This window comes from Streptomyces montanus (assembly GCF_005786655.1).
Classification (GTDB): Bacteria; Actinomycetota; Actinomycetes; order Streptomycetales; family Streptomycetaceae; genus Streptomyces; species Streptomyces sporangiiformans.
This window is the reverse complement of record NZ_VBZC01000012.1, coordinates 164,523-181,142: the sequence shown is the minus strand read 5'-3', so window position 1 is coordinate 181,142 and position 16,620 is coordinate 164,523. Positions and strand designations below refer to the sequence as shown.

Below are 16,620 nucleotides of genomic sequence, written 5' to 3'. Positions count from 1 at the left end.
TCAAAAGACACTATTATTGATGTTGTTGGTCCTGCGGAACACCCCGTACGGCGGGGCCGCCGCCCCGCCGTACGGGCCCCCTCACTGCCACGCCACGGAAGGACACCGGCGATGAAACACGAGGAACTGGCCGCGCTGCTGGCCGAGCCGACCACTCCCCTGATGCGCGCCGCGCTGCGCACGCTTCCGCCCAAGACCCTGGAGACGCTGGCCACCGTCGCCGACCAGGCCGCAGAACAGGGATGGCGACAGGTGATCGTCGACCGGGTCCGGGCCTTCGCCGACGAGCAGCCGGGCGACGGATCGCAGGCCGTGGCCGCGTACTTCACGACGACGGAGCAGCGGACGGGCAGCGGGATGTCTGTGGGCTGGAGCCCGTTCATCGCGGCCCTGGCGCCCTCCGAGGAGATGCCGGACCTCAGGCACACCGAGAGCACGGCGCGCATGGTGCCGGTCGGCGAAGCGGCCAGGGCCGAGGAGGATTTCGCGGACCCGAGGCTGACCGAGGCGCTCCAGCGGCTCGCGTCACTCGACCCGCCCGCGCACGCGGATGTCCTGCGCGTCCATCTGCCGACCTCCCGCGTCACCCGCGTGAAGCCCTGACCGCCCAAGCCTGCGGGCGCCCCGCCGGAGGGGCGCCCGCACGGAGGTGCCCCGTGCCCGTTCCGATCCCCTGCCGCGCCTGCCACGGTGGCCACTACCAGCCGGAGAGTCCGGGGTCCTTTCACTGCGGTTCCTGCGGCAGCCCGGCGACGGAGTCGACGTTCCGCTTACAGAGCGACGAACGGCTCATCGTGCACGCGGGCGTCCTCCAGATCCTCACCGTGCCGGAAGGCCACCAGGTGATCACCCCCGACCGGCGCTGCCACGCCCCGCACTTGGGTGCCAGCCTGACCCTCGCGCTGCGGCTCAACCGGACCCACCCGGTGTTCCGGCAGACCGAGGACATCCAGACCGCCGAGAGCCTGCTGGCCGCCCTGGACGCCGACGAGCGGGGTCCCTGGGTGCTGTCTCCCGCACAGTTGGGGGTCCTCACCCGGGCCATGGACGTCCGGAACGCGCTGCTGCCTTCAGCGTCCCGGCGGCACCCGGACTTCGACGCCGAGATCCGGGCCGCCCACACACGGAGCCGGCACCCGCGCGCCACTTGAGGCGCCGGCCTCCGGGCCACCGCCCCCGGCCCTGTCCGCATCGGCCGCCACCCAGACGCCGAACCGGCGCCGCAGGACGGCGGCCCCCTTCCACGCCCCAAGAAGAAGACCGCAATCCAGGAGGACACGTGGCTCACCACGACCAGAGCACCCCCGGACAGGACCGGGCCGCCGCAGCCCGGCACCGCAAGGCACTCGACGCCGCCACCCAAGTCGTCGAGAATTCCGCCCAGTTGGAACAGGCCTGGTCCAGCGGACTGCCAATCACCACCGCCGCGAGCGCCGAGGGACGCGCCGAGCCCGTCCGCGACCTGCGGAACCTTGACCAGCTCCTGAGCGCCCCCGGGTACAAGGTGCTGCGGTCCCGCCCCAACGTGCCCACCGTCGACGGCGCGTGGTTCACCGGCGAGCCACGCACGCTCAGCCGGGCCCGCGCCCGCCGCCTGATCGAGACCTCGGTCGGCCTCCTGGACGCGCTTCTCCTGCGCGACCCGAACGACCGGCTGTACGTCGTGACCCAGCGCGCACAGACCGAGCTGATCCCCACCCGGCTCGAACCCCCGCACACCGAGGGGGACGTCCTGTGCGCCGCACTCCACGTCTACGGCCTCCCGGCATACGAGGACGGCGAAAGCGGCGTTACCTGGCTGGCAGTACCTCAGGACCCGGCAACGCCGGAGAGGGACGTCTACAAGGGACCGCACTTCCGGATCTCCTGCGGAGAGCACACCGACCGCGTCGCTTCCGCCCACGACGAGGCCTGGGGCACCTCCCTCTACGACGCCGACGGCGAGCACGTCGAAACACTCGACGCCTCCCCGCCCGGCTCGACCCTCGCCGAGGACTCCGCCCACTGTGCCCGCGCCATCGCAGAACGCATCACGGCTGGCCTTCCGTACACGACCTGAGCTGAGGGCGGGCCCGCTTTCTGCCCGGCCGCCGTGTGGAACGCCCTAGGCACCCATCCTCAGCAATCCCGCGTTTTCGCAGGTCAGAGGGTATCTAGCCCTCACACCAAAAGACACTAATATTGAATTTAAAGCGAGGGGTAACACCCTCATCCGCCCTATCTCGCCGATGAGGCAAGGAGAAGGAGAGCCCCATGGCCACCGCTGTCTCGGCCCCGACCAACAGCCCCGACGCACACGAGGAGGAAGTGCCGCCGTTCGTCTACCTCGACCCGGCGAAGGTGGTGCGCGACGAGCAGAACGCCCGCGAGCACGACACCGAGCCGGACGAGGAACTGATCGCCTCCGTCAAGGAGATCGGCGTCGAGGACCCCATCAGCGTCCGGCCCCGGCCCGACGGCACCTTTGGCGCCTTCAAGGGCTGGCGGCGCGCACAGGCGGCGCAGATCGCCAACGCCACCGCCGAAGAGGACGGCCGCCCGGTACGCAGGATCAAGGCGTACGTGCGGGAAGACCTGGTCGGCCGCGACGGGTGGACACGGTTCCTGTCCCTGGTCGAGAACAAGCACCGCGAGGGGATGAGCGAGCGGGACACCCTACGGTCGCAGGAACTGTCCCTGATCGACATGAGCGACGTCGAGCGGCGCAAGGCCACCAAGGCCCTCGGTGTCAGCCACAACGCCGCCAAGCATGCCAAGGCGGCGCAGAAGCTCAACGACGCCACCCTGCGCCGGGCGTCGGCCGGAGGCATGGACCTGGAGCAGACCGCCCAGCTCGCCGAGGTGGAGAACGTGCGCGGCGCGGAGAACCGGCTGCTGCGGGCCCTCCAGCGGGACCACGAGGAGGGCAACGGCGGGCGCGGCCACTGGGATCAGGAGATGGCGCTGCTGCACGCCGAGCAGGCCGACGCCGCCGCCCGCGCCAAGGCCGAGGAAGAACTCACAGCGGCGGACATCCCGCTGCTGCGGGAGCCGGGGTACGGGGAGAAGGACCCGTCCCAGCCCCTGACCGAGCTGACCTCCGGCCTGGGCAACCCGCTCACCGAGGACAACCACAAGAACTGCCCCGGCCACAGTGCCCGGCTGGACGAGGAGCACCGGCCGGTGTGGCACTGCGCCGACCCGGCTGAGTATGGCCACAAGGTCCGTCCGAAGCCGAAGAAGCCGAAGACGGAAGAGGACGAGCAGAAGGCCGAGGAGCGCGCGCGGACCGTGGCGTGCAACCGCGCTTGGAAGGCGGCTGCCGGACCGAGGCAGGAGTTCGTCAAGCGGCTGGTGCGCGGCAAGGCCGTGCCCGATGAGGCCCGGCAGTTCGCCCAGCGGATCATGCTGGATCTGCCCCGCTTCTACGGCAAGTGGGCGGACAAGCAGCGCACCGAGACGCTGGCGTTCCTGCTGGGCGCCAAGGACCCGGAGCGGGAGTCAGCCGCCGACATCGCGGCCAGCGTCCCCAAGGGCCGTCTCGCGAACGTGGTGTTCGCCCAGGTCGCCGCCGCGTTCGAGGACGACATCCGCGAGCCCAAGAAGTTCGACACGGCCCGGATGGACCACGTCTACCTGTGGCAGTCCCCGGACCGGCTCCAGGCCTCCTACCTGCTGCTCCTGGAATCCCTGGGCCGGGCCGACAGCGGCAGCTACCAGCTGTCCGAGGTCGAGGACCAAGCGGTCGCCAAGCACCGGCCCGACACCGAGGCCTGACCGCTGCCACTCCCCCCCGTCAAGCCCCGGCCGGGCACGCCCGGTGCGCGGCCGGTCCCCCACCCCTCTACGCAGAGAGGCGAACCCGCATGCCCATCACCATCAACGAAGTCCGGGGCTTCATCCGGCAGTTGCCCGACGCGGCAGCCGTCGCGCAGGTCCAGGAGGCCGCCGCGCAGCGGCTCGGCGAGCTCGACAAGGCCGCGTATGCGGGCGTCCTGCCCGGTCGCCAGGCCCGCATCAACGACTCGCTGCGCCCGGCGCTGCTGCGGGGCCTGACCGGCACGGTTCAGGAGCGCAACCGCACCGGCAGCCGCGCGGGATTCATCCTCGACGAGGAGTCCACCCAGCGGCTGCGCACCGACCCGCGCAACGGCGAGCCGGGCAGGCCCAAGTACCGCATCCCCGAGGACACCCGGCGCTACCGGCTGCCCGGCAGCGGCATCCCGGTCTCCTGCCTGGACCTGATCGAGGACTGACCAGGCCTCACGGCGCCGCCCCGGCAACGGGCGGCGCCCGCCAGCACACCCGATCAACCGGCCGTGCCCTCGCAGCCCGGCCCGCGCATGAAAGGCCGTCATGACTGACCAGCACCAGGCACCGTCCCCCGAGCCGGACGACGACGCCACCCTCCGCCCCGTGACGCTCTCCGAGCTGCGCCAGCTGGTCCGCGAGGACTGGAAGAAGTTGCCCGGAGACACGCTCGTCGTGCTGTCCCGCGACGTCGAGGGCAACCTCTTCTCGCCGTTCGCCTTCTACAACCTCTCCCGGTACGCGCCAACCCACACCGACCTCGTCGGCGACGTCTTCCCGCTACCGGAAGAGCTGAAGGAGGACCCAGAGATGCGCGAGCTGTACGCGGACCGCATCCCCGACACCGCCGTCCCCGCGCTGGTGCTCTTCCCGCTCGGCTGAGCGATCCCACAGGGCGGGGCGGCCTCCCCATCGGCCGCCCCGCCCCGCAGGCCGCCAGTTCCCCTTGTCCCCGGGGCACGTTCCTGGCCCCGTCCTCACGAAAGCGACGTGTCACCGCCATGTCCGCCCCAGCACAAGCCCCCAGGGAAGGATCGCAGGCCCCGGTACTGGTCATCAGTGACAGCACCGACGACGATCCGGTCGGCCTGCGGACGTGCCCGGTCCCTCGCCTGCACTTGCCGTCGCCCTTGTTCAGCGCCGAGGAGTACCAGCGTGCTCCGCTCGTGCTCCTGGACGACCGCAGCTACACCAACTTCACGCTCCGCCACGTGCCGCACCGCCCGGGCCTGATCGTCGTACTCGTCGACCCGGACGACGGCACCGTCTACCCCCGGGCCGCTGCCATCGGCGCCGAGGCCGTCATCCGGGCCGAAGAGAACCTCAGCTGGCTGCACCTGCGCCTTCACGACGCCACCGACTGCCGCTACGCCCACTGGGAAGCGCTCCTGGCCGGCGGCCCCGCCGACCCTCCCCCACCGGCCAGCAACTGACGTCCGGCGGCCCGAGCCCCCGCCGCGCACACTCCCGCGATCCGAAGGAACTGACCTATGCGCGCGATACCCCAACGCTGTGCCCACCGGCCGCTGGCGGGCGGGCTGGTGGTGCCGTACGTGACCCTGATCCACGACGGCCACGCGGCCTTCGGTGTCCTCGACGCCGACAAAGCCATCAACGCCTTCCGGCGACGCCTGTGCCAGATCTGCGAACACCCGCTGGACGAGCGGTGCTTCCTGCTCGTCCGCCCGGCCGACGTCCTCAAGGGCTGCTCTCCGGAACCGGGGCTGCACCCCGAGTGCCTGCCGTACACCGCCGCGCACTGCCCCATGCTCAACGGCACCGCCACGCACTACCGCCGCAGCCCGGTGTTGGCCAGCCACCCCGCCGGACGGCCCTGCACCGATCCGTCCTGCCCTTGCCCGTCCCGCACCACGGACGCGGGTCATGCCGCCCGCAACGGCAGTCCCGCCGACCGGTACGAGGCCTGGATGATCCACACGCACAACTACCGGCTGGTCTCGCTGCCCGACCGGCCCGATGTGCCCTCCGGTATCAGCCTCGACGTGCCCGTCCTGCGCAAACGCGTCCTGCGTACTGCGGCCCTCACCCTCGACCAGCAACACCTGATGGACCTGTGGAACGGCCTCATGAACGGGTCCTGACCGCCCCCGAAACCGCACGTAAGGAGCCTGCCATGTTGATCAAACCGGACCCGGCCACGCCCGAAGGCGAGGCCGTCATTGACCTGGCCGAGATGATGGATGAACTCCAGGAAGACACCGGCGAGTGGCCGGGCGCGGACACCGTCGACATCCTCGGCGGATGGCTGGGCCGTTTCACCTTCGCTGTCTCGGAGTCCTTCGCCTCCCAGGTGACCGGCCGGGCGTGGGTGCTGCGCCAGTGGGACCGGGACAGCGATGAAGTAACGCTCTGGTCCGACGAGGCCTCCGCCCTGGCCGCGCTGGCGCAGCACGTGCGCAGTTCGTGGGACAACGTGGTAGGCAGCGATGGTGTCCCGTACTGTCCTCCCGCCGACGACCGGACGGCCGTGGACCTCTACTACGGACCGAAGGTGTACCGCGGCGACGAGGGCTACACGCTGTACGCCGCTGACATCTCCCGCTGCGTGCGCACGCCTCGCAGCCTCAGCCTCTCTGACGCCGAGGACTGCGCGGAGGCGAACAGCACGGCGGTCTTCCACCCGATGGAGGGCCCCGACGACGAGGGCCTGCCCTGCATCGAGATCGCCGGAATCCTCGTGTTCGCCTACCTCGACGCCGACCGCGGGGCCGTACGGGTCTCCGTTCATCTGGACACCACCGACGAGCAGTTGATCCGGGCCGACAGCACCGTCCCGATGCAAGTGGAGATCGAAACCGCCACGGTGTTCGACAACCTCACCCCGCCGCCGGCCCCAGCGGAGCCGACCGGGTGGAAGGCCCGCATCTGGCGGCTCGCCCGCCGTACCGCACTCTCCCACGGCAGGGAGCGCCGACAGGGGGGTTGACCCTCACCCGAAAAACACTAATATTTGCAATAGGAGGTGTTCGTATGGCCCCGTCCGTCACGCACGTGACCGGCACCGTCGCCGGTGACGTGGAAGTCCGCTTCACCCAAGACGGCATCGCCGTCTGCCGGTTCCGTCTCACCGAGACCCCCACGCAGTGGGACACCGCCGCACAGAAGTGGCGTGACGGGGCCCCGATCTCCTACATCTGCACCGCCTGGCGGGACCTGGCCAGCAACGCCACCGAATCGCTGGTCGACGGGGTCAACGTCCTGGTCAAGGGGCGCATCACCGGAATCAGGGACAACTCCATCTACCTGAGCGTCGACGACCTCGGCATCAGCCTGCGCAAGCGCATCGCCTACACCGAGACCAGCCTGCCCAGTCCGATCGCCGCCCGCCCGGTCGTCGCACCCCCGGTGCCTCAGCCCGCCGCCGCGTCCCGGCCGGGCAGCCCACCCGCCTGGTGGGAGGAGAAGCGGGCCGCCCGCTGGTCCTAGCCCGGCGCCTCCACCGGCCGCCGACGGCACTCCCCCTTCCCGTCGGCTGATGGCCAACTTCCCCCCTTCGCCCGCCCCGGCGCGGCACCGGTTCGCCTGCCGGTGCCGCGCCCTGCCCGAAAGGCCGACCGTCATGTCCGCACACGCCCTGTCCGAACGAGCCGCACGCGCCGCGCTCGGCGCCCACTTCGCCCCCGGCCAACTCGCTGCCGAACTCCACGAGTACACCCCGGCCGAGGTGTGGGACCGGCGCGTCCGCAGCGACGGCAGTGGACTCCTTGCCTCCTACCGGCCGCGCGAGGAACTCGCCCAAGCAGAGCTGACCTGCCCGTTCATCATCCCCTCGGACGCGGAGTGGCCCACCGCCCTCGCCGACCTGGGGCCCGCCTGCCCGCTGGGCCTGTGGGTCCGCGGCCGCGAGCGACTTGCGCGGCTGGCCGACAGCGCCGTCGCCGTGACCGGCAACCGGGTCCCCACCCAGCAGGCCGTCACTCGCGCGCACGACTTCGCCACCGCCCTCGCCGAGGCCGATCACACCGTCACCGCCACGCTCGCCTACGGCGTCGACTCCACCGCCCACCAGGCCGCCGCCGAAACGGGCAAGGCATCCCTCGCCGTCCTGCCGCGCGGCCTGGACGGCGCCCACCCCCACGCGCACGCCCCGCTGCTGCGCTCCATCCTCGACAACGGCGGCTCGGCGGTCAGCCTCTACCGGCCCGGCACAGCGGCCAGCGGCGCGACGCTGAAGGCTAGCGCCGTTCTACTGGCCGCGCTCGCCCGGGCGGTGATCCTCGTCGAGGCCGTGGACCACATCGAGGCGATGTACGCGGCCAAGATGGCCGTCGACCTCCACCGGCCCCTGCTCGCCGCGCCCGCCACCGGCGACGTCCGCTCCAGCGGCAACGCCCGCCTGCTCGACGGGCAACTCGCCGTGAACAGCCCGGACCCCCGTCTCGCGCTCGCCCTGCCGCACGCGCGCGTGGCACGCGCCGGCGACATCACGGACGGCGACCTGGTCCTCGCGGCGGTCTGGGAGCAGGGAGCCGACTACTTCAACACTCCCTACATCGCCCACCCCGAGCCCTTCGACCCGTCGTGCGGATGCGGCGTGTGCTGCCTCATCACGGAGCCCGGTGAGGTGGTGGTGCTGTCCAACGGCGATCCCTGGGAGTCCTGCGATCCGTGGCCCGCCGACGACCTCCTGCTCATCGTCTCCGCCCAGCGGCTGCCCGACCTGCCCCTCGAGGAGTGACCGCCGCCATGTCCCGTACGACATACACGCCGTCACTGCCCGGCCTCACCGCCGACGACAACCTGGACACCGTCATCAACTGGGGCGCCGGCGCCGACTCCACGGCCTACATCACCAGGATGCTCACCGCCCCGGACGCCCACGGGATCGATCTCGATCGCACCGCCGTCCTCTACATGGCCACCGGCAGCGAGTGGCCCGAAACCCGGCTCCTGGCCGACGAGTTCATGATCCCGCTGCTGCGCGAGAACGGCGTGCGCTTCGTCCAGCTGGCGCGCAACGGGCACCTCCAGGCCGACGGGTTCACGATCCTGGACGACTCCCGCCACCCCGAGCAGCTCTTCGCCCGCGGGCCTTGGACGCTGTGGGACGACCAGGAGTCCGTCGGCACCGTGCCCCAGGTCGCGGGCACCCGCAAATGCTCCCTGTGGGCGAAGGGCGACGTCGGCGACTGGTGGCTCAAGCAGGTCTTCGGCGGTCGCCCGTTCAGGCAGATCATGGGCTTCAACGCCGACGAGGAAGGCCGCCGCTTCAGCGACCAGATCACCTCGAAGATGCCCGGCCGCACCGGGGAGTTCCCGCTCATCGACTGGGGCTGGCACCGGCAGCAGTGCGAGGCCTACCTGATGAAGCGGTTCGGCGTGCACTGGCCGAAGTCGTACTGCACTTTCTGCTGCTTCTCCGCCTCCATGGGATCTCTGCCCGCCCACATGGAACGCATGCGCTCCCACCCGGACATCGCCGGCAAGGTGCTGCGCCTGGAGTACACGGCGATGAGCCTCAACCCGAACGCCAAGCTCTACGGGCGCAAGAGCCTCCTGGAGATGTTCGACCCGACCCAACCGCGGGACCGGGCGTGCCTGGAGGCCTTCGAGCGCGAGCTCGACATGCCGTGGGCGCTCTACCACGTGCGCCGTCTGTTCCTGCTGTCCGAGGACGGCAGGCGTCGCCCGGTGAAGCGTTCCACCGCGCGCGTCGACCTCGGCCGCCCAGACCAGCTCGCCAGTCGCCTGATCTCTATCTCCGAGCGGCACGGCGTCGCCGTCGAGCACGACCCGGCGTACAGGCGCGCCCGGGCCTGGGTCCGCCCCCGCGCAAGGGGCTGGCCGATGGCGGAGGAGCTCTTCGCCACCGCCCCCGCCCGCGTGATCGACAAGCAGGACAAGCACTTCGAGGAGCTGTGGGAGGCCCTCGTCTCGGGCTCCGCTGCCCAGCTCCCCCTCGTCTGAACTGCCCCTCACTGCCACCCTCCGGAAGGACTTCCCGTGCGCGCGCCCATGCCCTCAGCCCCTGCTCCTGCTTCGCTGCTCCGCCGTGCTGTACCTGGCCACGCCGTCCGGAGCTGACGTACGGGCCGCCATGCAGGCCGGACTTCTGGCCTGCATGACGACCCCGGCCCAGGGCAACGTGATCCCGCCCGGCGCCCTGTACGCGTGCGACAACGGCAAGTTCGGCAAGGGCTGGCCCGGCGAGCGGGCCTGGTTCGCGTGGCTGAAGGCGACCGTCGACCGCTACGGCCCTGACCACTGTCTATGGGCCGTCGCCCCTGACGTCCCGATGGACGCCGCGGCCACCCTCGCGGAGTCGCGGCCCTGGCTGGAGCCCATCCGCGCCCGGGGCATCCCGGCCGCGTTCGCCGCCCAGGACGGCAGCGAGCACGGCCTCATCCCCTGGGACTCGATCGACGTCCTGTTCCTGGCGGGCTCCACCGCCTGGAAGACCTCACCGGCGGCCCACCGGCTGGCCGTTGAGGCCCGGGAGCGCGGCCTGGCCGTCCACATGGGCCGCGTCAACTCCCGCCGGCGGCTGCGCATCGCGCAGGCCTTCGGCTGCACCAGCTGCGACGGCACCTACCTCGCCTTCGGACCCGACACCAACCTCCCCCGCCTCCTGGCCTGGATGAACGAACTCCACGCCACCCCAACGCTGTTCGGAGACGAAGCATGACGACCCGCCTGCGTCATATCGGCGCCGCGATCATGGGCATCCTCGACCCCATTCCCTCCACCTCGCCCTCCCCGATGACCGAGGAGGAAGGCGCCTGGGTCCGCGCGCACGCCTGGACCAAGGGACTGCGCAAGATCGACGACGCCTACCCCCGCGGCTTCCACCGCTGGTGCTCCTGCGAGCGCGGCATCTGCCCCGGCTGTGCCTCCGGACACCACGACCGGTGCGTCAGCGCAGGCGGCCCCCGCGTTGACGAGCACGCCGACACTGTCACCGACGCCCAAGGGTTCGTCGTCGCCGTGATCCGGTACGGACCGGGCCAGCGGCCCTGCCGGTGGCTCTGCCCCTGTCCTCACCCGGCGGACGTCGAGGAGACTGCCGACACCGGCGGCCCCGGGGAACCCACCGTCGCCCGACGGGCCGTGCCCACATCCGGGCCTGCTCCGGACGCCGAGGATCAGCTCAGTCTCTTCGCCGTCAGGCCGCAGGAGCGCGGGGACGGGGAGGCACCGTGAGGTCCCCGGTCCAGGAGACCCTGCCGTTCGAGGACCTGCCGGAGGTACCGACCGCGTCACCCTGGTGCCAGCGGTGGCGCGAACGGAGGCACTCCTGGGCGCATGTCCGGGACGGAGGCTTCGACGCTCGCCGCTACACCGTGGACGTCATCCCCGACGAGGAGCCCGCCAAGGGGTTCGTACTCGCACACCATTACTCCGGCTCGTACCCGGCGGTGACGGTGCAGTTCGGCCTGTACGACGTCGTCGACGGCGAGCAGCGGCTCTGTGGTGTGGCTGTGTTCGGGGTGCCGGTGAGCACCGCCGTCCTCACCAAGCCACTGCCCGAGCTCCGGCCGTACACCGAGTCGTTGGTGTGCTCGCGGTTCGTCCTGCTGGATGAGTGCCCGGCAAATTCGGAGTCGTGGTTCCTCGCGAACTGTCTAAAACGCCTGCTCGCCAGTGGTGTACACGGAGTCGTCTCGTTCGCGGACCCTGTCCCGCGCCGGACAGCCTCGGGACTTCTGGTCATGCCCGGGCACGTCGGCACGATCTACGCAGCCACGAACGCGGTCTACGCCAGCCGGGCCACCGCCCGGACGGTGAAGCTCCTGCCGGACGGCACCGTCTTCCACGAGCGCACGGCGCAGAAGATCCGCCGCCAGGAGCAGGGCCACCAGTACGCCGAAGCCCAGCTCATCGCGCTCGGGGCTCCGGTGCCGCGGGCCGGGTGCAACCCGGCCGTCTGGCTTCGGGAGGCCCTGGTCGCGGTCGGCGCCCGCAACGTACGGCACCGCGGAGCGCACCGCTACGTATGGCGGCTGGGCCGAAGCCGGCGCGAGCGCGAGCAGATCAAGCTCGGCCTCCCCGCCCAACGGCCCTATCCCAAGCAGCCCGACCCCGAAGCGATCGCGGTCTGAGGGCTGTTCAGCCGCGCAGTCCGTACCGCCCCCCCCGGTCGCCGCCCATTGTCCCGTGCTCCCTCAGGAGGAGACCCATGCCCGCCCTCTGGAATCCGCCGCCGACCCTCTCAGTGCACCAGCTCGAAGGCCTTCCCGTGATCGGCCACGCACACGGCCCCAAGGACACCGCCCCCTGGTCGACGCGGCCCGGGAACCGAACCCGATACAGCATCCACGCCGTCGACACCGCCCAGAGCAAGTTGCTCGTGTCGATCAGCAGCGTCGTCATCGCCGGCGGAGACACCGAGTACCCGCACCCCCAACGAGGCGTGACCGGCTGGGCGCCCCTCACGTGTTTCGACCTCATCCTCCTCACCCACCTGCGCACCAGCGGCTCGTACGCCGGACACCAGTGCCACCACCACATACGTGCCTACCCCGAGGCACGGGCCTGCTGGCACTGCAAAGCCCGTCCGCCCGAGGCCCAGTGCACCTACTTCACCGCTTCCCAGCCCCACCAGACCGGCCCCGTCAGCGATGCCCCCTAACCCGCCCACCAGGAAAGAGGAACCATGTCGCACCCCAACCCCCTGTACGTCGACCCGGTCGAGTTCGCCGCGACCCGGCACCGCATTGTCATCAACCTGTCCGGCGGGAAGGACGGACTTGTGGCCGGCGTGATCGCGATGGACGCTGCCCGCCAGGCCGGTGTCGCCGACCGCGTCTGGACCGCCCACGCGAGTCTGGGCCCGATGGAGTGGCCCTCCGTCACCGTGGACGGAGTTCGCTGGCCGAGTGCCAGCGAACTCGCTGCACAGCACAGCCAGGCCCTCGGCGTGCTGCCCGAGCGGCATCTCGAGGTCCGGCGCAGCCGTGAAGTCGACGGTGAACGGGTGCCCTTCGACCTGCTGACCTTCATCGCGGAGCGGGGCGACTGGCCCTGGCTCGGCCGGGCCCGCACCTGCACGGGCCCGTGGAAGACGAAGATGGTGTACCAGGCGTTCACCCCGCAGGTCCGCGCGCTCAGGAGGGAAACGGACGGCCCGTTGATGTTCGCAAACGTGCTCGGGATGCGGGCCGAGGAGAGCCCGGACCGCCGCAACCGGGAGGTGTGGCGCCGTACGACCGACAACTCGGCCCGGGTCGTCGACGAGTGGTTGCCCGCCCACCAGGTGACCACCGAGGAGGTCTGGGAACGCACGATCGGTGCGGGGCTGCCCTACCACTGGTGCTACGACTCGTACCCCGGCGCCAAGGACCGGCGTGGTTCCAGTCGCTGTTCGTGCTCGGCCTGCACCCTGGCCAACCACCGCGATCTGCTGCTGACCGCCGGGCGCCGGCCGCGGCTCGCCGAGCTGTGCGCGCTGGTTGAACGCGTCCGCCAGGTGCCGTTCAATCCGAACATCACCATGGCCGAGCTCATCGCGCTGTCCCGTCGGCGCGACGCCCCGGACCCTGGCGTCGAGGTTGAGGAGAACGAGGACTTCGAGCGGATGGAGCGTGACGTCCACGCCGCCTTGCGCAAGCCGCCCACATGGGACTCCAAGGCCCGTACCGGGCCGGGCGAGCTCCTGCACAGCGCCGCCGGGTGCGATGGCTGCAGCTGACCACCACACCGCGCTCACCCCCATCCGGGAGGGGTACTCAATGACGATGACGACGACCCAGCTCATCCTCGACCTCGCTGCGGCGGCACCGGCCAGCCATGGCGAGGACCTGGTGCTGCTCCTGGGCGAGGCGAACGAGCTGTACCAACAGGGCCTGCAGGATCTGCACCGGGAGGTGGCAGAGCGCCTCGGCGGACTGGCGACCGCGGACCTGATGTTCGCTGCGGAGACGGCCGGCATGCCATGTGATGCCTCACAGGACCGCGACGAGGTGATCCTGCTGCTGGCCCTGGTCGAGTGGGAGATGACGCCGGCCGCCATGGCGTACGCGGAGATGGCCGAGGACGCCGCGCGCCGCGGCGTGTGCTTGATCCCCAAGGAGTGACGAGTCCGGCCATCCGGGAGAACCCGGGGCCACGGGCTGGACCCCAACCCGAACTCCTGCCATTATATGATTTGCGAGTCCGGCCAGCACGACGAACGCCTCACACACCGCCACCGGATACACGCCCGTGGGCGACACGAGAGTGGATCTTCAAGCGGCGACCTTGCTGCTCCGAATGCATGCCCACCATGTCCCATACGAGGGTCACAGCGAGTACAACGATCACTGGGCGCCCGAGCAGGAGGGTTGCGGCACCACCCCTGCGCCGAGCCGGTGTATCACCGCCCCCGGTCGGGCACTCCGAAACCTTCGGAGTGCCCGACCCCAGTGCGCTGTCCGCCCTGGACGACGGTGTGGATCACCGCCACGCAACGCTGCCGACATGCCCTGTGATGGATCGCAGGACCGCGACGAGATGATCACTGCTGGCCCGGGTCGAGTGGAAGATGACGCCGACCGCCATGGCCTACGCAAAGTAATGACTTCGCTCAATGCTGGAAACCTGAGGCCGCAGGCTGGCCCTCCCACCAGACTCCTGCCATTATGTGGGTTGTGAGCCGGGCAGGCCGGCTCTCCTTGCGACAGGACGGATACCGCCCACATGGCCACCGGCTCCGCGCGACGCTTGGCCGACGCTGCCGAGATCTCGGCTGAACAGGGCCTGACGCCCGCGCGGATCACCAGCCTCTACACCAGTCACGCGCAGAACGCGGCCGGCGAGACGTTCCCCGAGCCTGTCGACAAGCGCGGCCGCGCCCGCCTGTGGGACCACGCAGAGGTCACCGAGTGGTTCGCCCACCGCGCGCCGGCAAGGCTCCAGGGTCACACGCCGCCCTCCCGCGACCCTGAGGAGTTGCTGAACGCGGCGGACGCCTCGAGGTTCCTCGGCTACAAGAACCCCAACCAGGTCACCACGTTCATGCGCGATCACCCCGGTTACTTCGCCGACCCGGACGTCGTCGAAGAGTTGGGCACGGACGAGAACCCCTACCGTCGGCAGCTGTGGCGCGTGCAGACCTTGCTGGATTGGATGGCCACGCGGCCCGGGCGCGGCAGGCGTGCCGGCGTCGACCGCGAGTCCTCGCTGCCCGACGTCCCCGTCGACGGTGATCCTGACGAACTTCTGGGGGCGACGCAGGCGGCTGCCTTGCTGGGGTACAAGAGCATCGGTTCCTTCTCCAGCAGTCTTTCCCAGGGAAACCTGCCGCTGCTGAAAACCACGGACGCGGTCGCCGAGAATGCCGGGCGCCAGAACGGGCGTCGGCGGTGGACGCGCCGACGCATCCTTGAGCAGGCCTCCCAGCGCAAGTCCAGAAGGTGAAACCCGGCGGTGAGCGCACCTCCGCTCACCGCCCCAAAAGACGCGGCAGCCGGTTACGGGCGTTGGTCCCTTGCGGGCCGGGTGTCGCACGATGGCCGGCATGGCGTGGCTCGCCACCACGCCCCGCAGCAGCATCAGCTGCTGCGGACCGGCCATCGCCTGTCTTCCATGACCGCTGCCGTGGGCTGTTCCTGAAACCCCACGCAGCCCCGGGTACTCCTGAGCCTTCGCGCAGTCTCGTGGTCGGGGCGACCATGGCCCCGACCACGAGAACGTTCGTGGGTCGTGACCTTGGTCGGGGCCTCATGGTCGGGGGTTGGGTCGGGGGCGGAGGGTTGTCTCATACCCATGACCAGCCCCACACCAGGTGCTCCGGCCGCCGAGTTGGCCCCCAGCCCCGCAGAGCCGCTGCGTTTGCAGATCCTGACCGCGCTCGCCCTCCATCGCATGGCCACCACCGGCCAGTTGCGCCAGATGCTGCGGCCGGACGGCTCCCGCCAGCTCTTCTCCCGCGCGCTGAACAAGCTGCGCGCCACGGGCTTCGTTGACCTCACCCCTCTTCCGGAGTCAGGCCGGTCGCGTACCCACGCCTGGTACCTCACAGCGGAAGGATCGCGTCTGACCCGAGATCTACCTGTCCTGCGAGGGCGGCCGCCGTATCCCATCACCTCGACAACCGCAGCGTCGCTGAAGACACCGCACACGCTCACAGTCGTGCGCGCCCACCTGCCCTTCGCGGCAGACGCCCGTCGGCTCGGACACGAGCACGGCCCGTGGGACTGGACCCCTGAGGTTTCTCACCCCATCGGTGAGGGAGAGCGGCTCGCGGCTGACGCTGTCATGCACTACACCGTCGTCGACGGGGAACACCGGTGGAAGTTGCGGGCGTTCGTGGAGGTCGATCGCAGCACGATGAGCAGCGAGCGCCTGGCCGTGAAGTTGATCGAGTACGCCCGGCTGCTCCAGTACGAAGTCCAGCCCGTCGGCCGCCGTAGGCCGGCCGCCACCGGCCCTGCCTGGCTGCGCTGGTATCCAGTCTTTCCGCGCGTACTCTTCGTGCTCACCGGCGCCTCCAGGGCAAGGCTGGGAGACAGAATCCGCGATCTGCAGGCGATGGTCGCTCAACATCCGCTCGTCGCGGTTCTCGCCCGCGAGGTTCAGCTGGGGGCCGCCGTCCTGGAAGACATCGAGCAACACGGTCCCTCCGGGGCAGTGTGGGTATCGCTGACTGGAGGCGAGCCTCGCCCGTGGATCGCCTTGTAGCGACCCGGTCCGCGCCTTGGTCATCAGCCGCCTGAGCTGGCGGAGCGGTCCGCAGCCAGCGGCGCAGAGGCCAAGTCCCGTCTGCCATATGTGCTGTGGGAGATCGGACAGGCCCTTCAGAAGCTCAGCGACCTTGGTTCACCCGCCGACCCGACGGGCGCCGATCCGGACACGGACCTCGTGCAGCAGGCCGTGGCTGCGGTTGAGCATCCT

20 protein-coding genes are annotated in these 16,620 nt (G+C 70.5%); all 20 read left to right on the top strand.

Annotated features, from left to right (window positions below):
* Positions 1–111 precede the first annotated feature (111 nt).
* The gene (locus tag FE633_RS13610) at positions 112–603 is read left to right on the top strand and encodes a hypothetical protein (RefSeq protein ID WP_138045381.1); all 492 of its coding nucleotides are present in this window, start codon (positions 112–114) and stop codon (positions 601–603) included.
* Positions 604–656: 53 nt separating this feature from the next.
* Complete coding sequence (locus FE633_RS13605) at positions 657–1,151, top strand: hypothetical protein (RefSeq protein ID WP_138045380.1); 495 nt, start codon at positions 657–659, stop codon at positions 1,149–1,151.
* Positions 1,152–1,279: 128 nt separating this feature from the next.
* The gene (locus FE633_RS13600) at positions 1,280–2,059 is read left to right on the top strand and encodes a hypothetical protein (RefSeq protein ID WP_138045379.1); all 780 of its coding nucleotides are present in this window, start codon (positions 1,280–1,282) and stop codon (positions 2,057–2,059) included.
* A 194-nt stretch (positions 2,060–2,253) separates the two neighbouring features.
* The gene (locus FE633_RS13595) at positions 2,254–3,756 is read left to right on the top strand and encodes a ParB/RepB/Spo0J family partition protein (RefSeq protein ID WP_138045378.1); all 1,503 of its coding nucleotides are present in this window, start codon (positions 2,254–2,256) and stop codon (positions 3,754–3,756) included.
* A gap of 89 nt (positions 3,757–3,845) precedes the next feature.
* A complete protein-coding gene (locus FE633_RS13590) occupies positions 3,846–4,235 on the top strand; it encodes a hypothetical protein (protein ID WP_138045377.1) in 390 nt (129 codons plus the stop codon).
* 100 nt (positions 4,236–4,335) lie between these two features.
* On the top strand, positions 4,336–4,671 hold the full coding sequence (locus tag FE633_RS13585) for a hypothetical protein (protein WP_138045376.1): 336 nt from the start codon (positions 4,336–4,338) through the stop codon (positions 4,669–4,671).
* Positions 4,672–4,790: 119 nt separating this feature from the next.
* Positions 4,791–5,222 carry a CpaE-like family protein gene (locus FE633_RS13580; RefSeq protein WP_138045375.1) on the top strand — a complete coding sequence of 144 codons (432 nt, stop codon included), beginning with the start codon at positions 4,791–4,793 and terminating at the stop codon, positions 5,220–5,222.
* Between the two features lie 57 nt (positions 5,223–5,279).
* Complete coding sequence (locus FE633_RS13575; protein ID WP_171059936.1) at positions 5,280–5,891, top strand: cell envelope biogenesis protein OmpA; 612 nt, start codon at positions 5,280–5,282, stop codon at positions 5,889–5,891.
* 32 nt (positions 5,892–5,923) lie between these two features.
* Entirely contained in the window at positions 5,924–6,736 is an 813-nt protein-coding gene (locus FE633_RS13570) for a hypothetical protein (RefSeq protein ID WP_138045374.1), read from the top strand.
* 44 nt (positions 6,737–6,780) lie between these two features.
* A complete protein-coding gene (locus FE633_RS13565; protein WP_138045373.1) occupies positions 6,781–7,236 on the top strand; it encodes a single-stranded DNA-binding protein in 456 nt (151 codons plus the stop codon).
* 133 nt (positions 7,237–7,369) lie between these two features.
* A complete protein-coding gene (locus FE633_RS13560; protein ID WP_171059935.1) occupies positions 7,370–8,488 on the top strand; it encodes a DNA-processing protein DprA in 1,119 nt (372 codons plus the stop codon).
* Between the two features lie 8 nt (positions 8,489–8,496).
* Positions 8,497–9,717, top strand: a complete 1,221-nt coding sequence (locus FE633_RS13555; protein WP_171059934.1) for a hypothetical protein — start codon at positions 8,497–8,499, stop codon at positions 9,715–9,717.
* An 85-nt stretch (positions 9,718–9,802) separates the two neighbouring features.
* Positions 9,803–10,435: a hypothetical protein gene (locus tag FE633_RS13550; protein ID WP_138045371.1), complete on the top strand. Its 633-nt coding sequence runs from the start codon at positions 9,803–9,805 to the stop codon at positions 10,433–10,435.
* Positions 10,432–10,950, top strand: coding sequence for a DUF6248 family natural product biosynthesis protein (locus FE633_RS13545; protein ID WP_138045370.1), 519 nt, complete (start codon positions 10,432–10,434; stop codon positions 10,948–10,950). The genes FE633_RS13550 and FE633_RS13545 overlap by 4 nt, the downstream gene beginning before the upstream one ends.
* On the top strand, positions 10,947–11,849 hold the full coding sequence (locus FE633_RS13540; protein WP_171059933.1) for a Mom family adenine methylcarbamoylation protein: 903 nt from the start codon (positions 10,947–10,949) through the stop codon (positions 11,847–11,849). The genes FE633_RS13545 and FE633_RS13540 overlap by 4 nt, the downstream gene beginning before the upstream one ends.
* A 77-nt stretch (positions 11,850–11,926) precedes the next feature.
* On the top strand, positions 11,927–12,379 hold the full coding sequence (locus FE633_RS13535) for a hypothetical protein (RefSeq protein WP_138045369.1): 453 nt from the start codon (positions 11,927–11,929) through the stop codon (positions 12,377–12,379).
* Between the two features lie 24 nt (positions 12,380–12,403).
* The gene (locus FE633_RS13530) at positions 12,404–13,438 is read left to right on the top strand and encodes an adenine nucleotide alpha hydrolase family protein (protein ID WP_138045368.1); all 1,035 of its coding nucleotides are present in this window, start codon (positions 12,404–12,406) and stop codon (positions 13,436–13,438) included.
* A gap of 40 nt (positions 13,439–13,478) precedes the next feature.
* Positions 13,479–13,823, top strand: coding sequence for a hypothetical protein (locus tag FE633_RS13525; protein WP_138045367.1), 345 nt, complete (start codon positions 13,479–13,481; stop codon positions 13,821–13,823).
* Positions 13,824–14,424: 601 nt separating this feature from the next.
* Positions 14,425–15,144: a hypothetical protein gene (locus FE633_RS13520; protein ID WP_138045366.1), complete on the top strand. Its 720-nt coding sequence runs from the start codon at positions 14,425–14,427 to the stop codon at positions 15,142–15,144.
* A 348-nt stretch (positions 15,145–15,492) separates the two neighbouring features.
* Positions 15,493–16,407 carry a replication-relaxation family protein gene (locus FE633_RS13515; RefSeq protein WP_138045365.1) on the top strand — a complete coding sequence of 305 codons (915 nt, stop codon included), beginning with the start codon at positions 15,493–15,495 and terminating at the stop codon, positions 16,405–16,407.
* Positions 16,408–16,620 lie beyond the last annotated feature (213 nt).

Bases quoted from the DNA above. Each gene is read 5' to 3' on its own strand.
- FE633_RS13610 (WP_138045381.1), top strand. From the start codon at position 112: ATGAAACACGAGGAACTGGCCGCGCTGCTGGCCGAGCCGACCACTCCC.
- FE633_RS13595 (WP_138045378.1), top strand. From the start codon at position 2,254: ATGGCCACCGCTGTCTCGGCCCCGACCAACAGCCCCGACGCACACGAG.
- FE633_RS13590 (WP_138045377.1), top strand. From the start codon at position 3,846: ATGCCCATCACCATCAACGAAGTCCGGGGCTTCATCCGGCAGTTGCCC.
- FE633_RS13585 (WP_138045376.1), top strand. From the start codon at position 4,336: ATGACTGACCAGCACCAGGCACCGTCCCCCGAGCCGGACGACGACGCC.
- FE633_RS13580 (WP_138045375.1), top strand. From the start codon at position 4,791: ATGTCCGCCCCAGCACAAGCCCCCAGGGAAGGATCGCAGGCCCCGGTA.
- FE633_RS13575 (WP_171059936.1), top strand. From the start codon at position 5,280: ATGCGCGCGATACCCCAACGCTGTGCCCACCGGCCGCTGGCGGGCGGG.
- FE633_RS13570 (WP_138045374.1), top strand. From the start codon at position 5,924: ATGTTGATCAAACCGGACCCGGCCACGCCCGAAGGCGAGGCCGTCATT.
- FE633_RS13565 (WP_138045373.1), top strand. From the start codon at position 6,781: ATGGCCCCGTCCGTCACGCACGTGACCGGCACCGTCGCCGGTGACGTG.
- FE633_RS13560 (WP_171059935.1), top strand. From the start codon at position 7,370: ATGTCCGCACACGCCCTGTCCGAACGAGCCGCACGCGCCGCGCTCGGC.
- FE633_RS13555 (WP_171059934.1), top strand. From the start codon at position 8,497: ATGTCCCGTACGACATACACGCCGTCACTGCCCGGCCTCACCGCCGAC.
- FE633_RS13545 (WP_138045370.1), top strand. From the start codon at position 10,432: ATGACGACCCGCCTGCGTCATATCGGCGCCGCGATCATGGGCATCCTC.
- FE633_RS13535 (WP_138045369.1), top strand. From the start codon at position 11,927: ATGCCCGCCCTCTGGAATCCGCCGCCGACCCTCTCAGTGCACCAGCTC.
- FE633_RS13530 (WP_138045368.1), top strand. From the start codon at position 12,404: ATGTCGCACCCCAACCCCCTGTACGTCGACCCGGTCGAGTTCGCCGCG.
- FE633_RS13525 (WP_138045367.1), top strand. From the start codon at position 13,479: ATGACGATGACGACGACCCAGCTCATCCTCGACCTCGCTGCGGCGGCA.
- FE633_RS13520 (WP_138045366.1), top strand. From the start codon at position 14,425: ATGGCCACCGGCTCCGCGCGACGCTTGGCCGACGCTGCCGAGATCTCG.
- FE633_RS13515 (WP_138045365.1), top strand. From the start codon at position 15,493: ATGACCAGCCCCACACCAGGTGCTCCGGCCGCCGAGTTGGCCCCCAGC.